This is a genomic window from Nostoc sp. PCC 9305 (genome assembly GCF_963920915.1).
In the GTDB taxonomy this organism is placed as follows: domain Bacteria; phylum Cyanobacteriota; class Cyanobacteriia; order Cyanobacteriales; family Nostocaceae; genus Nostoc.
Genome location: NZ_CAWUDN010000104.1, coordinates 16,029 through 29,138 on the forward strand (window position 1 = coordinate 16,029; position 13,110 = coordinate 29,138).

A 13,110-nucleotide genomic window follows, 5' to 3' on the forward strand; every position below is an offset into this window, starting at 1 on the left:
AAGAAATCAGTAATCTGAAAATATTTTGAATTAGCGATCGCTATTTCCCTGTTGCTTTTTAATCTTCTCTAATACAACTTTGTAATCTTGCCGCTCAGGGTGTAACTTCACCAGCTTCTCCAAAGGTTCCATCGCACCTTTCGTATCCTTTAATTGCAACCGCAGCACAAACAGTTTCTCTAAAGCAAGTTGGTTTTCAGGTTCGCGTTGTAAAACCAACTCGTAGCCGCGCGCCTGTTGCTGTAATCCTGACTCAGGAGAAGCAGACGCAGTTGCTGGCTTAGGTTGAGTAGCCTGTTGGATTGCCGGAATAACTGCAAATACCGTAGAACCAAAAAACGAGAACATCGACACTATCGTGACGAGCTTTTGTCGCCGCTGAATCTGCTTTTTGCGGGAAATTAGGTATTCTTCGTCTGAACCAGCCATGCCTTACATACTTGCTGCGGTAAACACTTAAGTATCAGCAAGCCTCCCGTTCTGAGGATACCCATCTGCTCAACAGAAACTAACATCCTCGCTAAAAATTTTTTACACAAACTTCAAATGCTGACTCTCAAGACGAGAGAACCTTATGGTAAGCCTATGCTGTACTGCCAATTTTGCCATGCGTAGTTTACCGCCCTAGCATCGCTCCTATACTTCAAAGCAAAACCCTACCCTGTGCCCTAACAGGTCTTATTCTCTGAGCAAAACATAAAAATTATATAAAGATTTGCAATTATTTCGCCTAAAGCCAAATGTTTACGATAATCTAAATAACATTTGAATTAACGATTGAGTAAAAATGTCTACTCAATTGCACATTTCCTTGTCAGTCAAAAACTTTCAAACTAGCTCGTATCCTATAGCTAATTCAACAAGCAAGCATATTTTTCCTAGTAGCTCTCAGTCACACTACTTAGTGGAACTTCCCTGAGGACTAATTATTCTGCTCGACGTCCACAATAGATATCTTACGAAAGGTAGTGTTGCACTTTTGCGGAAACAAGGTATAGATAAAGAAAAAAACAAAAGGGGCAAAGGTTAAAGGAAAAAGGGGAATCATAAACATCCCTTACCCCTTCTCCCAAAAGTTTTGTCTGGCTTCTGCAAAAAGTTTAAGGCTACTTGGTAAAATTGGCATTTTCTGGTGGTAATTACCGTACAAAAACGAATTTACCAGTAACTTAGTAGAGTTTGTTATGGTATAGTTAGAAAGTTAAGACTAGCTTTACCAAATTACACCACTCTACGGGCCGGCAACAATTGCAGAATGGGAAGCAGTTTTAATTAAGCATTTACCCACAAAATCAGAATTGAATCGAGGTTATGACTCAGCAAGTGATTCACCCAATGGTGAAATTGCAGCGCAACGTGCAATCACTCATAGAATCGAATATTATCAAGCCAAGCGATAGCATCTGGAAAATCGCTCTGCTCTATGGTAATGAATGGCAGCACTGGAAACAAGAACTGCTTGACTTTGGCTTTAGTATGCAAGACCCAGTTAGTGAATTGCTAGCTGTAGAAACTTGGGATGAGGAATAGAGAATAGGGAATAGGGGATGGTAATTTTTAATATTCACCACTCCCTAGACGCGATTAATCGCGTCTCTCCCGACTCTCTAAACTTTGCAGGCAGCTAAAGCCGCAGCCAATTCCTTTGCATTTTGATAGCGATCGCGTGGCAATGGTTCTGTAACGCGATCGATAACATCTCTTAATTGGGAACTAATGGTGGGAACTTTTGCCACATCAAACCTGAAGTTTCGCCCTCGTTGGCGGTAATACTTGAACGGGTTTTCGCCTGTGAGCAGAAAAATCAGCGTTGGCCCAATTGCATACAAATCAGATTGAGTCAAAGGTTGTCCTCGTTCTTGTTCAGGAGCGCAGTAACCTTCTGCACCAATTCGAGTACCGGGCGCTGTGCCAATTTCCTTAACTGCGCCAAAATCTAGCACCACGATGCGATTTCCTGAACTTCGCACCATTAAATTCGCAGGTTTGATATCGCGGTGAATCAGTGGAGGCTCTTGGCTATGAAGATAGTCTAAAATATCACAGGTTTGGATCATCCAAGCGATCGCTTGGTTTGGTGTCACTGGCCCAGTCGTATAGACACGTTTCTCCAAATCTTGTCCGTGGATTAATTCCATTGCCAAGTATTTTTTTCCGCCTTCTACAAAGAAGTCGTAATACTTGGGAATTCCAGGATGGTTAAGGGATTTGAGAGTATGCGCCTCTCGCTCAAATAACTCTTGAGCTTTGACAATTTTCAGCATATCAGCATTCATTTGCTTCAACACCAGCAGTTGTGGCATACCCGCAATCAGACCAGCCTCATCCCAAGCCAGATAGGTAGTACCCATACCTCCTTGTCCGAGAGTTCGCAACACCTGATAATGGCGAATTCTCTGTTGGACTGAGAGAGGTTGACCGCAGTGGATGCAAAACAGATTGTTTGGAGAATTGCCTTCGTGCGTGCAAGTAGAAGATAAATTTGCCAGATTTCTTGCTGAGTAAAGTGTCTCAGCGGCGTTTTCTTCTGTCCCTTGTATTTGTTGCTGCGATCGCAAACCAGTTTCTAGTACTGTTACCTCCTGAATTTGAAATTGCAGTATTGGGCCTCCCTGTGCCAATTGCAAAAGGGAATTATCTGGTAACGGACTCTGAAGTACAAGGATCCCGTTTAGAAAAGTCCCATTTGTACCTTTACTAATCAGCTGCCAAGCATCACCATTGCTAGCGTCACCGACTTTTCTCAGTTCTAGATGATGCCGCGAAACTAAACTATCATTTAAAACAACGTGATTATCTGCCGCTCGACCAATCCGAATTATGGAGGAGTTCTCAAAGCTCCACTGCTGGAGGGGCGTTTTCTGTTGCGGTTCTAACAGGGTCAGACTAACCACAATACAACCTACAAGGTAAATGGATTAGGGAATAGGGAATGGGGCATTGGGCATTGGGCATTGGGCACAAGAGGCAGAGGTGCGGAGGGGAGAAATTTACTGCAACTTCTCCTCTGCTCCCCTGCTCCCCTGCTCCTTTGCTTCTTTGCTTCTTCCCCATGCCCCATTCCCTATGCCCATTTATGATTAACTTTCTAGATTTGGGCGTACTTTTGCCCGAATAAGTATACCAGTAATATTGTCGTGACCGTTGTATTGATTTGCCAAATCAATTAAATCTGTAACACCCCGTTCTAAGTTAGCACCAGAACTAAGTAAGGGTTCTAAGTGGGTCTGCCAATGGGTTTCTAGTAAATCATTATCTGATAGACCGTCCGATGCCAACAGCAGAAGAGTATCTTCGTTGATGTCGAAAAAACCTACGTCGGGATTAATCGAGTTTTCATCACGAGGCCCCAAGGCTTGGGTAAGTTGGTAGGCATCTGGACGGGCATAAGCTATGCTTGCTTCCACTCCTCGGTTAATTTCCCGTTGCCCAACTTCGTGATCTACTGTGACTTGTTCTAGTCCCTGCTTACGTGTTAGGCGATAGAGACGGCTATCTCCCACATGAGCAACTGCTGCTTGAGTATCTTGAATTAAAAGCATTACCAAAGTTGTACCCATACGCCCAACTCCAGAACGGGCATCTTGTTGATTGAGCTTGTAAATCGCCTCATTAGCTAAATACACTGCCTCACGAATGCTATCTTCTGTTGGCAGCTGGTTGGCAATCCAGTGTTCTTGAAAGTATTGCCGTAAGGTGTTGACTGCTAACTCGCTGGCTATCTCGCCGCCAGCGTGTCCACCCATACCATCACAAAGAATATACAAACCATGCCCTTCTAAAACTCGACTTTTAGGGAACTCCAGTTTATGAATTTTGGTTTCAATGCCAAAGCAGTCTTCGTTATGATGACGTTGACGCCCCACATCTGTGCGTCCTGCATCTTCTAAGCTGCTTAACTGCATCGCCAGCACAACAGTTGGCATATCATCAGTTTTACTAATGATATCTTCTAACTCATCTGATTGCGGGATAGTGGACACAGCAGTATTGTTCTCCTTTATTGGGGGTAAAGTTGCGGTTCCTAGTGCTTCCAGTTCAATAGAAATTTCCTCCAAACGCGATCGCAATTGGGCGATCGTGTGAATCTTACCTACCTCTAAATCCCCCAACATTTGGACTACAGAGCCAAATTGAGTTCGTTGCGACTGTCTAAATAGTGCTTGCCAAACTCTTCCCAAAGCTTGGATAGTTAACGGCTCCTCTGGAATAGCAGATGTTTGGTGAGGGGTATCTTCTGGCGACTCCGTGGCGGGCTGAGAATTCGATGATTCCACATACAACCTTTGTAGTGCCAATGTTTGGTCTTCATCCAATCGCAAATTCGACAAATCTAAAAGGCTTTGACGACAATTTACTGGTTCCAATACTGCCCAAAGTTGGGTCATTTCATAACACCAGTGTAAAATTTTTAACGAACTGGTTGTTTCTTCTTGCCAGAGGTCGACTAAATACTGCCAATCCGAGCGGTTTTCGATTATTAATACCTGTATATCACCTTGCTGCCATGCGTCGTGAATCGACGGTATCCCCCGCTCACCTTGGGATTGTAAAGCAATATAAAGTTTAGCAAGGCGAGGAATCTCACTCGCTTCCACTGATGGCGTTAGCAAATCTGATTCCTGACTTTCTAGGATTGCCTCAATTGGTGATATTTGATACGGCTGGCAGTCTAGAACTCTCACACCCACATCAGTAATAATGGCAGTTTCCGTTTGAGTAGGTAGCGTATCTAACAATTGATAGCGCTCTTGGGAGTCTAAATAGGAGCCTAATGTAATTTGATAACTAGGCGATAGAGGAGATGAGGAGGGTATTGCTTGCTCATCTCCTTCACCTCCCACATCTCCTACATCCCCTTCTCCTCTCAAAGCTTCCCCAGTCGTTTCTTTAGCAATAATTGCCCAAAACACTGTTCCACATTCTGTATCACAGTTATGACAACGTAGTGCATTCACAGGTACATCATCGGTACTGCATTCAGGACAGACCTTGTGAGTCAGGGACGTGCCACAGTTTTGACAGAATTTGTTGCTATTGGGGTTTTCAAATTTACACTGAGGGCAAATCAGCATAGTGGAAGTTCCTTTATTCCCGTTCGTTCCAAGGTGCTTCTAGCCACTAACATCCAAGGTGCCACAATTGGCTGTCCCTGACTACAGTAGATTGTAGTTTATCAATGAATTTTGGTGGCAGTATTAATTGTGACGCATATTAGATAAATATTTCATATATTGGCAGGCAATTCCTTATAAATGGGGAATAAAGAAGGGAATAGGTTACAGGTTATAGGGTACAGGTTATAGGGTACAGATTATTTTCTATAACCTGTCACCTGTCACCTCTCCCCTAATCCCAATGCCCAATTATCAAGAGTCTGGCAATTGTGGAGGTTCAACTTTAAACCATTTTTGATAAATTTGCTTGTAAGTGCCATTGGATAACAAAGTTGCTATACCTTTGTTAATCGCATCCAAATGGGGTGAATCCTTGGGCATAGCAATCCCGTAGTATTCTTGGGTAAGGAAATCCGCAACAACTCTGATGCCTTTAAGTTTGCCATTTTTAATGGCATACAAAGTCGCGAAAGCATCGCTAATCACAGCATCAACGTTGCCATTGAGCAAGTCTTGGAAAAATTCTGGCCCAGAATTAAAAGTACTAATTTTAGCGTTGGGGATGGTTTTGGCAAAATCTGCCCCAGTGGAACCAATTTGGACAGCAATTTTTTTGCCTTTGAGACTATTGAAGTCTTGAATATTTTGATTGTCTTCGCGGACAGCGTAGGCGTAGCCCGTCGTAGACATCGCAAGTCCGGCTTTAAAATAAGGTCGTGAAAAAGCAATTGTTTTCAGGCGTTCGGCGGTAATTGTGATTCCGCTAATTGCTGCATCGACTCTTTTGGCTTGCAAGGTAGAGATCGTGCCATCAAAGGGCAGACTTTCAAACTGGACTGCAAAACCTGCTACTTTAGCGATGCCCTTCTCTACGAGACGCTCCGCGAACGACAGGCTCAGGGTAAGACCTGCGGCGGGCGACGCCAACGCATTCATTAAATCAATATCAAAACCTTCTAACTTACCATCAGCTGTTTGAAATTCAAAAGGGACAAAGGTGGGGTCTGTGGCCACCTTGAGAGGTTTAGTGTCTGGGTCAGTAGTGGGATATAAACTTTGACAGGCAATAATTAGTAGTAGGCAGCCTAAGCTGAGAATTAGCTGCTGCCACTTGAAGTTAATTAATTTCACCATAGTAATTTTGTTCTAGTAATCAATATTTACGATACTTGTCATGATGTTATAAGAAAGAATACATACGTATGACTTTTTGCTAATTGCCTTTGTGTGTGTTCTATATTCTGACTCCCAATTTTTAATCGCTTATGGCTTCTACCACTTCTGCTTACCAAATTGCTGATTTGTTCGCCGAAAGAGCTAGAAATCTGACACCACCAACTTACGGCACTGAGTTAACCAAAATCATCACCGTCAGCTTTGCCTATGGTCTGGCTGACCCAATTCTCTTTCCTCATGCTGACTTGTCTGCTGCAAGTGCGGCTGTACTGGCAGAAGAAGCTCCGATCGCTCTCAATTACGGGCCACCCTCAGCCCAACTTTATGAACAAATAATCCTCCGCTTGCAGGCTCAAGGAATACCCGCCGATCGCGATCGCGTAATTATTGGCTACGGTTCCGGTCAGATTTTGGGCTTGCTACCAGATGTGTTTCTCGAACCTGGTGATGTGGTAATTGTGGAAGGGCCAACCTTCTTGGGAGTAGTTAGTAGATTTGTCCAGGCTGGCGCCCGCCTGATTACCATTCCTGTAGATGAGATGGGAATGGATGTAGATGCGTTAGAAGAAACTTTAAGCGACTTGAAAAAACGGGGTATTCGACCCAGGTTTATTTACACTATCCCTACTTTTCATAATCCCACAGGCACTACTATGCCGTTATCTCGCCGCCAAAAAATGGTAGCGTTAGCGGCTGAGTATGGCGTGTTGGTGGTAGAAGACGATGCCTACAGCGATTTGCGCTTCCAAGGCAAAGCTGTGCCATCTTTGGCAAGCCTTGACAAGGAGGGGTGGGTGTTATATGTAAATACCTTCTCAAAAATCATTGCGCCTGGTATCCGGCTAGGCTGGGCTTGTGGCGATCCAGCAATTATTGAGCGGTTGGCAATGTTCAAAAGTGAAGGGCCTGTGGGGCCGTTTGTCAGCCATGTGGTTGGCCGCTACTGTGCTACAGGTAAACTAGATCGTCACATTCAGGAGCTAATCGCCTGTTACAAACATAAGTGTAATTTGTTGTTAGAAGCGATCGCTCACGAATTTCCCAGTGATGTCGTTGCTTTGCGACCAGGTGGTGGCTTTTTTGTGTGGTGTAAATTGCCGCCAGACATCAGCGCCAAAGCACTCTTAACTGCTGCCAATGAACACGGCGTCAGTTTTCTGCCAGGGACTCGTTGCTATGCCAATGGACAGGGAGATGATGCCATCAGATTAGCTTTTAGCTTTCAAACAACCGAGAAGATTCTTGAGGGAATCGCTACCTTGGGAGCAGTGCTACGTGGATGGCGGTAATTCTTTAGGAGGCACGAGGTAGGAGGCAGGAGGCAAGAGGAACAAATGATGCCTCCTGCCTTCTTCGATAAATTTTGTAAACTTTAAAAAATTTGCTCCAAGCGCTGGAAATCGCGCTGGACTTCATACCAGAGACTTTTATTATGAGGATCTGTTTTTAAAGCTTTTTTGAGATAAATTCTGGCTTTGAGTAGTTGTTTTTCGGAAATTAGCGCCCGTCCCCAAATTTGATAAGCGATCGCTAGCCATTGGCGAACTTCTGCATCTGTTGACAAACGATCTGCTAAAGCTTCCGCCAGGGCGATCGCTTGCGGAAATCGTCTTTCTTGCAAAAATCGCTGCAATTGCTCATAAGTCTTCCACTTCAGCCGTTCTTCTATTTCCAACAGATTCGGCGGCTTTGGTTTCTCTGATTGTTGGCTTGTCACCGTCGTTACTGGTGTTTTCTGCCGCTGCGTTGCCTTGGCGTCATCACGTCCAGACGTTGACACCTGACTTGAATGTACGCCAATTTCCTCTGGTAGTACTACCGTCAGCAGGAGTTTGTAGGCCTCTGTTAAGGCAATAAACTTATCTTTGGCTTTGTTGTCATCTGGGTTGATATCGGGATGATATTGCTGCGCCAGTCGTCGGTAAGACGCTTTGATGTCAGCAAAAGAAGCTCCCGATCTTAAACCTAGTAAACGGTAGCAATCTCCAAGATCCATCTTGAGCTATCAGCTATCGAATATTTAGCTATTGGCTATTATCTGTCAGTCTCAGCTTCAAGCCCGGACTATTAATGATAAGGGCTAATTTTTTATTTTAAAGTTCAATGTTGACAGTTTGTTTAAAGAAGGGAAGTTAGGAGTTAGGAGTTAGGAGTTAGGAGTTAGAAGTTAGAATTCTTCCCCTGCTCCTCTGCTCCCCTGCTCCTCTGCTCCCCTGCCCCTGCCTCCCTACTCCCCAGTTATTACCGAGGTTCGTTCTTCAATCACACGGTCAATTAAACCGTATTCTTTTGCCTCTTCGGCAGACATGAAAAAGTCACGATCCATATCTTTTTCAATTTTTGCTATGGTCTGACCAGTTTTATCTGCATAAATGCCATTGAGCTGGTGACGAATCCGCAGAATCTCTCTAGCTTCAATTTCGATATCGGTTGCTTGTCCGCGGGTGCCACCTGAAGGCTGGTGAATCATAATCCGTGAGTGAGGCAATGCTAGGCGTTTGCCTTTGGTGCCAGCTGCTAGCAGGAAAGACCCCATTGAAGCAGCTAATCCCACGCAAATAGTTACCACATCTGATTTGATATGTTGCATGGTGTCAAAAATCGCCATGCCAGATGTAACCATCCCACCGGGGGAGTTGATGTATAAATAAATATCTTTACCTGGGTCGTCTGAATCCAGATACAGCATTACAGCGATAATTTGATTGGCAATTTCATCATCAATATCTCGCCCCAAGAATATAATCCGTTCCCGGTAAAGGCGATCGTAGATGCTAATCCAATCTGTATATTGTCCACCGGGCATCCGGTAAGGAACTTTAGGAACGCCTATAGGCATAATTTACTCCGTTTTTAATAATTTGGGGGCGGTGGGAAAGTTAGGAGTTAAAAGTTAGGAGTTTTCAATAACTCATAACTCCTAACTCCTAACTAAATTAAAGGACACTGGCAGGAAGTGGGGGATTTGCAAGTTCTTCTTTCTCAAAAACTCGGTCAATTAAACCGTATTCTTTCGCTTCGTATGGTGTTAAATATAACAACCGATCCATGTCTTTAGTAATTTTTTCTGGAGCCTGTCCAGTGGTGCGATGTAAGATATCAACTAACGCCCCTTTATTTACCAAAACTTCCCTGGCGCGAATTTGAATATCCGTTGCTTGACCTTGGGCGTAGCTCTTAGGCTGATGCAGGATAATCGAGGAGTGAGGCAAACTAGCGCGGCAACCTTTTGTACCAGCACTGAGAAGCATCGCTGCCATACCCATCGCCGAACCGACGCAGATGGTGTGGATAGGAGGTTTGATATATTTCATGGTGTCATAGATGGCGAAGGCTTCGGTTTCAAAGCCAATGGGTTCGCCACTGTAACCGGAAGTGCCGGTGGAGTTGATATAGATTTTAATCGGTTTGTCGGGGTCGTCGGATTGCAAAAACAGCAATTCGGCTACGATTAATTCCGTAACAGCAGGCACCAGTGGCATCCCAATATAGACGATTCGCTCCTTCAATAAAAGGGAAGGTAAATCTGGCGGTGGTGTCCGGTAAGAGCTATCGCCGTAATATGGGGCTTGAACAGCTTTGATTGGGGAAATGTCCATAGCAACTGATCGCCTGAAACTATGCCGTTAACTGTAATACATCCTAGCGCGATGCCAGTCTTCCTCAAGGTGCGGATTTCTCCCTAATGCTGAAGGTGGCTTCGCATCTGCCAATGCTTGGCTTCTAAGATATTCTGATTATATTAGTGTATTTGTGTTGGATAGGTTTTCCGTAGAGCTAAAGTAGTGCTTTGAAGTTATTTTTTAAATGTATATCCTGAATAGGGACTTTGAGTTATGAAGGTTAATTTGCAGCCTGCCTTGAATGATGGTAATTTGGACGCAAATCAACTGAACAGTCAACGTCAGTTGGGAATTTCGATTTCAGCGATCGCAGAGACTCAAGACCGCCATGTACCTCTGAATTTATGCTTAATTCTCGATCATAGTGGTTCGATGAACGGGCGATCGCTAGAAACGGTCAAAAAAGCAGCGAATCGTCTGGTAGATAGACTCAATCCTGGCGATCGCCTCAGTGTGGTAGTTTTCGATCACCGTGCCAAAGTCTTAGTACCCAGTCAAAGTGTCGAAAATCCAGAGAAAATCAAACAGCAAATTAATCGCCTAGCCGCCGATGGTGGAACTGCGATCGATGAAGGACTGCGCTTGGGGATTGAGGAGTTGGCGAAGGGCAAAAAAGATACTGTTTCCCAAGCCTTTTTGTTAACCGACGGGGAAAATGAACACGGTGATAACAATCGCTGTTTGAAATTTGCCCAATTGGCTGCTAGCTATAATTTGACTTTGAATACTTTGGGATTTGGTGACAACTGGAACCAAGATGTTTTAGAAAAAATCGCCGATGCTGGCTTAGGTACTTTATCTTATATTCAAAAACCCGAACAGGCAGAGGAAGAGTTTAATCGCCTGTTCAGCCGTATTCAAACTGTTGGATTGACTAATGCTTATCTGTTATTCTCCCTGATGCCCTATGTCCGGCTAGCAGAACTCAAACCTATCGCCCAAGTTTCCCCAGACACAATCGAGTTACCACTGCAACAAGAAGCTGATGGACGTTTCGCTGTGCGGTTGGGAGATTTAATGAAAGATGCAGAACGGGTAATCTTAGCTAATATTTATTTGGGACAATTGCCAACAGGTGAACAAGCGATCGCTAATGTGCAAGTCCGCTACGACGATCCAGCCGCCAACAAAGTAGGTTTAGTTACACCAAATATCCCAGTTTACGCCCATGTAGTCAAAAACTACCAAGCAGACCCGAATCCCCAAGTGCAACATTCTATTTTAGCATTAGCTAAGTATCGTCAAACCCAACTAGCCGAAACGAAATTGCAACAGGGCGATCGCTCTGGTGCAGCGACGATGTTACAAACGGCTGCGAAAACTGCCTTGCAAATGGGAGATACAGGGGCGGCGACGGTGTTGCAAACTTCTGCCACCCAGCTACAATCTGGTGGAGATTTATCTGAAAGCGATCGCAAGAAAACCAGAATTGTCTCCAAAACAGTTTTGCAAGATACTCCTCCTCAATGAAAGTTAAATTGCTCTCGGCGTTAAATGACAATAATGTTGATGTGGCTCAAACAAGTAGCCAACGTCAACTAGCAATGACGATTTTTGCGATTGCTGGTGAGTCCGATCGAAATCTCCCCCTTAATCTCTGCTTGATTTTGGATAAAAGTGGTTCCATGCATGGACAACCAATTAAAACGGTGATCCAGGCGGTGGAAGGATTAATCGATCGGTTAAAAGTAGGCGATCGCATCTCAGTTGTGGCTTTTTCCGGTTCTGCGGAAGTCATTATCCCTAACCAAGCGATCGAAGACCCCGAAAGCATCAAATCTCAAATAAAAAGCAAACTGACTGCTAGCGGCGGCACTGCGATCGCTGACGGTTTGGAATTGGGAATTACAGAATTGATGAAGGGCACAAGAGGCGCTGTTTCTCAGGCGTTTCTGCTGACGGATGGGCATGGTGAAAGCGGTTTGCGGATTTGGAAATGGGATATTGGGCGAGATGACAACAAACGCTGTCTCAAACTGGCGCAAAAGGCTGCCAAGCTGAACCTAACTATCAACACTTTCGGATTTGGTAATAGCTGGAATCAGGATTTGCTAGAAAAAATTGCCGATGTCGGTGGTGGGACTTTAGCCCATATTGAGCATCCTGAACAAGCTGTAGAGCAATTTAGCCGACTGTTCGGACGGATTCAATCGATTGGGCTAACTAATGCCTACTTGCTGTTATCTTTAGTGCCCAATGTCCGACTAGCAGAATTGAAACCCATTGCCCAAGTTGCCCCAGATACAATCGAGTTACCAGTGGAACCCGAAGCTGATGGTAGCTTTGCTGTGCGTTTGGGAGATTTAATGCAGGATGTGGAAAGGGTAGTTTTGGCGAACATTTATCTGGGACAATTGCCAGAAGGGAAACAAGCGATCGCTCATCTGCAAATTCGTTATGATGACCCGTTGGTTAACGAAGAAGGTTTACTTTCGCCCTTGATGCCAGTGTATGCAGATGTAGTGCGGGCGTATCAACCGACATCTAATCCCCAGGTGCAGAAGTCTATTTTAGCATTAGCGAAGTATCGGCAAACCCAGTTAGCTGAGGCGAAATTGCAACAAGGCGATCGCACTGGTGCAGCTACGATGCTACAAACAGCTGCTAAAACTGCTTTACAAATTGGAGATAAAGGTGCAGCAACAGTGTTGCAAACTTCCGCGACTCGCTTGCAAGCTGGAGAAGAACTTTCCGAAGCTGACCTTAAGAAAACTAGGATTGTATCAAAGACTGTTTTACAGGAATAGTAAAAATTCAACGTTGCTGATTAACGGGGCTTTTTATAAACTAATGCTGTTTGCTGGTGTCTGCGATCACAATTAGAGCATATTTAGGACTTATGCATTGACAATAAACAGTAAATATTTATAGCCGGAAAAACCACATTTTCCGTAGGTATTTAGCAATTGGTAAAATAATATGCAAATAAATAAAACCAAAAACTCAATTAGGTTTTTGGTTTTATTTATTTGCATTAAAAAACTCGACTAGGTACTAGTCGTCGGGTTATTGTCATTTCCTGGCATTCCGGCTATTGTTGTTGCTGCTCCTAAATAATCACCAGTACTTACTTGCACTCCAGCTTTTGTGACTTTGACCGCCAAACCAATTACTCCAATGCCCGTACTGACGATTTTTGGTAACCGTTCACAGGATAGGAAACGCTACAGTCAAAAATGGGGTACTGAGGTGGT

11 protein-coding genes are annotated in these 13,110 nt (G+C 44.2%); 4 read left to right on the top strand and 7 right to left on the bottom strand.

Annotated elements, in window-relative coordinates; all coding sequences use genetic code 11:
- Nucleotides 1-30: 30 nt before the first annotated feature.
- Nucleotides 31-429, bottom strand: a complete 399-nt coding sequence (locus tag ACM0OX_RS28585) for a tetratricopeptide repeat protein (protein WP_414518373.1) — start codon at nucleotides 427-429, stop codon at nucleotides 31-33.
- An 882-nt stretch (nucleotides 430-1,311) separates the two neighbouring features.
- Between ACM0OX_RS28585 and ACM0OX_RS28590 the strand changes: the two genes are divergently transcribed.
- Nucleotides 1,312-1,530: a DUF4327 family protein gene (locus tag ACM0OX_RS28590; RefSeq protein ID WP_012407469.1), complete on the top strand. Its 219-nt coding sequence runs from the start codon at nucleotides 1,312-1,314 to the stop codon at nucleotides 1,528-1,530.
- A 77-nt stretch (nucleotides 1,531-1,607) separates the two neighbouring features.
- On the opposite strand, the gene ACM0OX_RS28595 is transcribed toward ACM0OX_RS28590, so the two are convergent.
- From ACM0OX_RS28595 to ACM0OX_RS28605, 3 genes are all read right to left on the bottom strand, one after another.
- Nucleotides 1,608-2,894, bottom strand: a complete 1,287-nt coding sequence (locus ACM0OX_RS28595) for a protein kinase domain-containing protein (protein WP_414518375.1) — start codon at nucleotides 2,892-2,894, stop codon at nucleotides 1,608-1,610.
- Nucleotides 2,895-3,080: 186 nt separating this feature from the next.
- Nucleotides 3,081-5,075, bottom strand: a complete 1,995-nt coding sequence (locus ACM0OX_RS28600) for a serine/threonine phosphatase (protein ID WP_414518376.1) — start codon at nucleotides 5,073-5,075, stop codon at nucleotides 3,081-3,083.
- Nucleotides 5,076-5,369: 294 nt separating this feature from the next.
- The gene (locus ACM0OX_RS28605) at nucleotides 5,370-6,251 is read right to left on the bottom strand and encodes a basic amino acid ABC transporter substrate-binding protein (RefSeq protein WP_414518378.1); all 882 of its coding nucleotides are present in this window, start codon (nucleotides 6,249-6,251) and stop codon (nucleotides 5,370-5,372) included.
- A 131-nt stretch (nucleotides 6,252-6,382) separates the two neighbouring features.
- Between ACM0OX_RS28605 and ACM0OX_RS28610 the strand changes: the two genes are divergently transcribed.
- Nucleotides 6,383-7,582: a PLP-dependent aminotransferase family protein gene (locus tag ACM0OX_RS28610; RefSeq protein ID WP_414518379.1), complete on the top strand. Its 1,200-nt coding sequence runs from the start codon at nucleotides 6,383-6,385 to the stop codon at nucleotides 7,580-7,582.
- Between the two features lie 83 nt (nucleotides 7,583-7,665).
- Here the strand turns inward: ACM0OX_RS28610 and ACM0OX_RS28615 are convergent, their stop codons facing one another.
- The 3 genes from ACM0OX_RS28615 to ACM0OX_RS28625 form a co-directional block, all read right to left on the bottom strand.
- Nucleotides 7,666-8,289, bottom strand: a complete 624-nt coding sequence (locus ACM0OX_RS28615) for a J domain-containing protein (RefSeq protein WP_322735688.1) — start codon at nucleotides 8,287-8,289, stop codon at nucleotides 7,666-7,668.
- A 231-nt stretch (nucleotides 8,290-8,520) separates the two neighbouring features.
- Nucleotides 8,521-9,132 carry an ATP-dependent Clp protease proteolytic subunit gene (locus ACM0OX_RS28620; protein WP_334696314.1) on the bottom strand — a complete coding sequence of 204 codons (612 nt, stop codon included), beginning with the start codon at nucleotides 9,130-9,132 and terminating at the stop codon, nucleotides 8,521-8,523.
- Between the two features lie 97 nt (nucleotides 9,133-9,229).
- Nucleotides 9,230-9,892 (bottom strand): ATP-dependent Clp protease proteolytic subunit, encoded by a 663-nt coding sequence (locus ACM0OX_RS28625; RefSeq protein WP_334844585.1) that lies wholly within the window; start codon nucleotides 9,890-9,892, stop codon nucleotides 9,230-9,232.
- A 237-nt stretch (nucleotides 9,893-10,129) separates the two neighbouring features.
- Between ACM0OX_RS28625 and ACM0OX_RS28630 the strand changes: the two genes are divergently transcribed.
- Together ACM0OX_RS28630 and ACM0OX_RS28635 are read left to right on the top strand one after the other, a co-directional pair.
- Entirely contained in the window at nucleotides 10,130-11,386 is a 1,257-nt protein-coding gene (locus tag ACM0OX_RS28630; protein ID WP_094347588.1) for a vWA domain-containing protein, read from the top strand.
- Nucleotides 11,383-12,663 (top strand): vWA domain-containing protein, encoded by a 1,281-nt coding sequence (locus ACM0OX_RS28635; RefSeq protein ID WP_414518382.1) that lies wholly within the window; start codon nucleotides 11,383-11,385, stop codon nucleotides 12,661-12,663. Before ACM0OX_RS28630 ends, ACM0OX_RS28635 begins: the two co-directional genes overlap by 4 nt.
- Nucleotides 12,664-13,110: the final 447 nt, after the last annotated feature.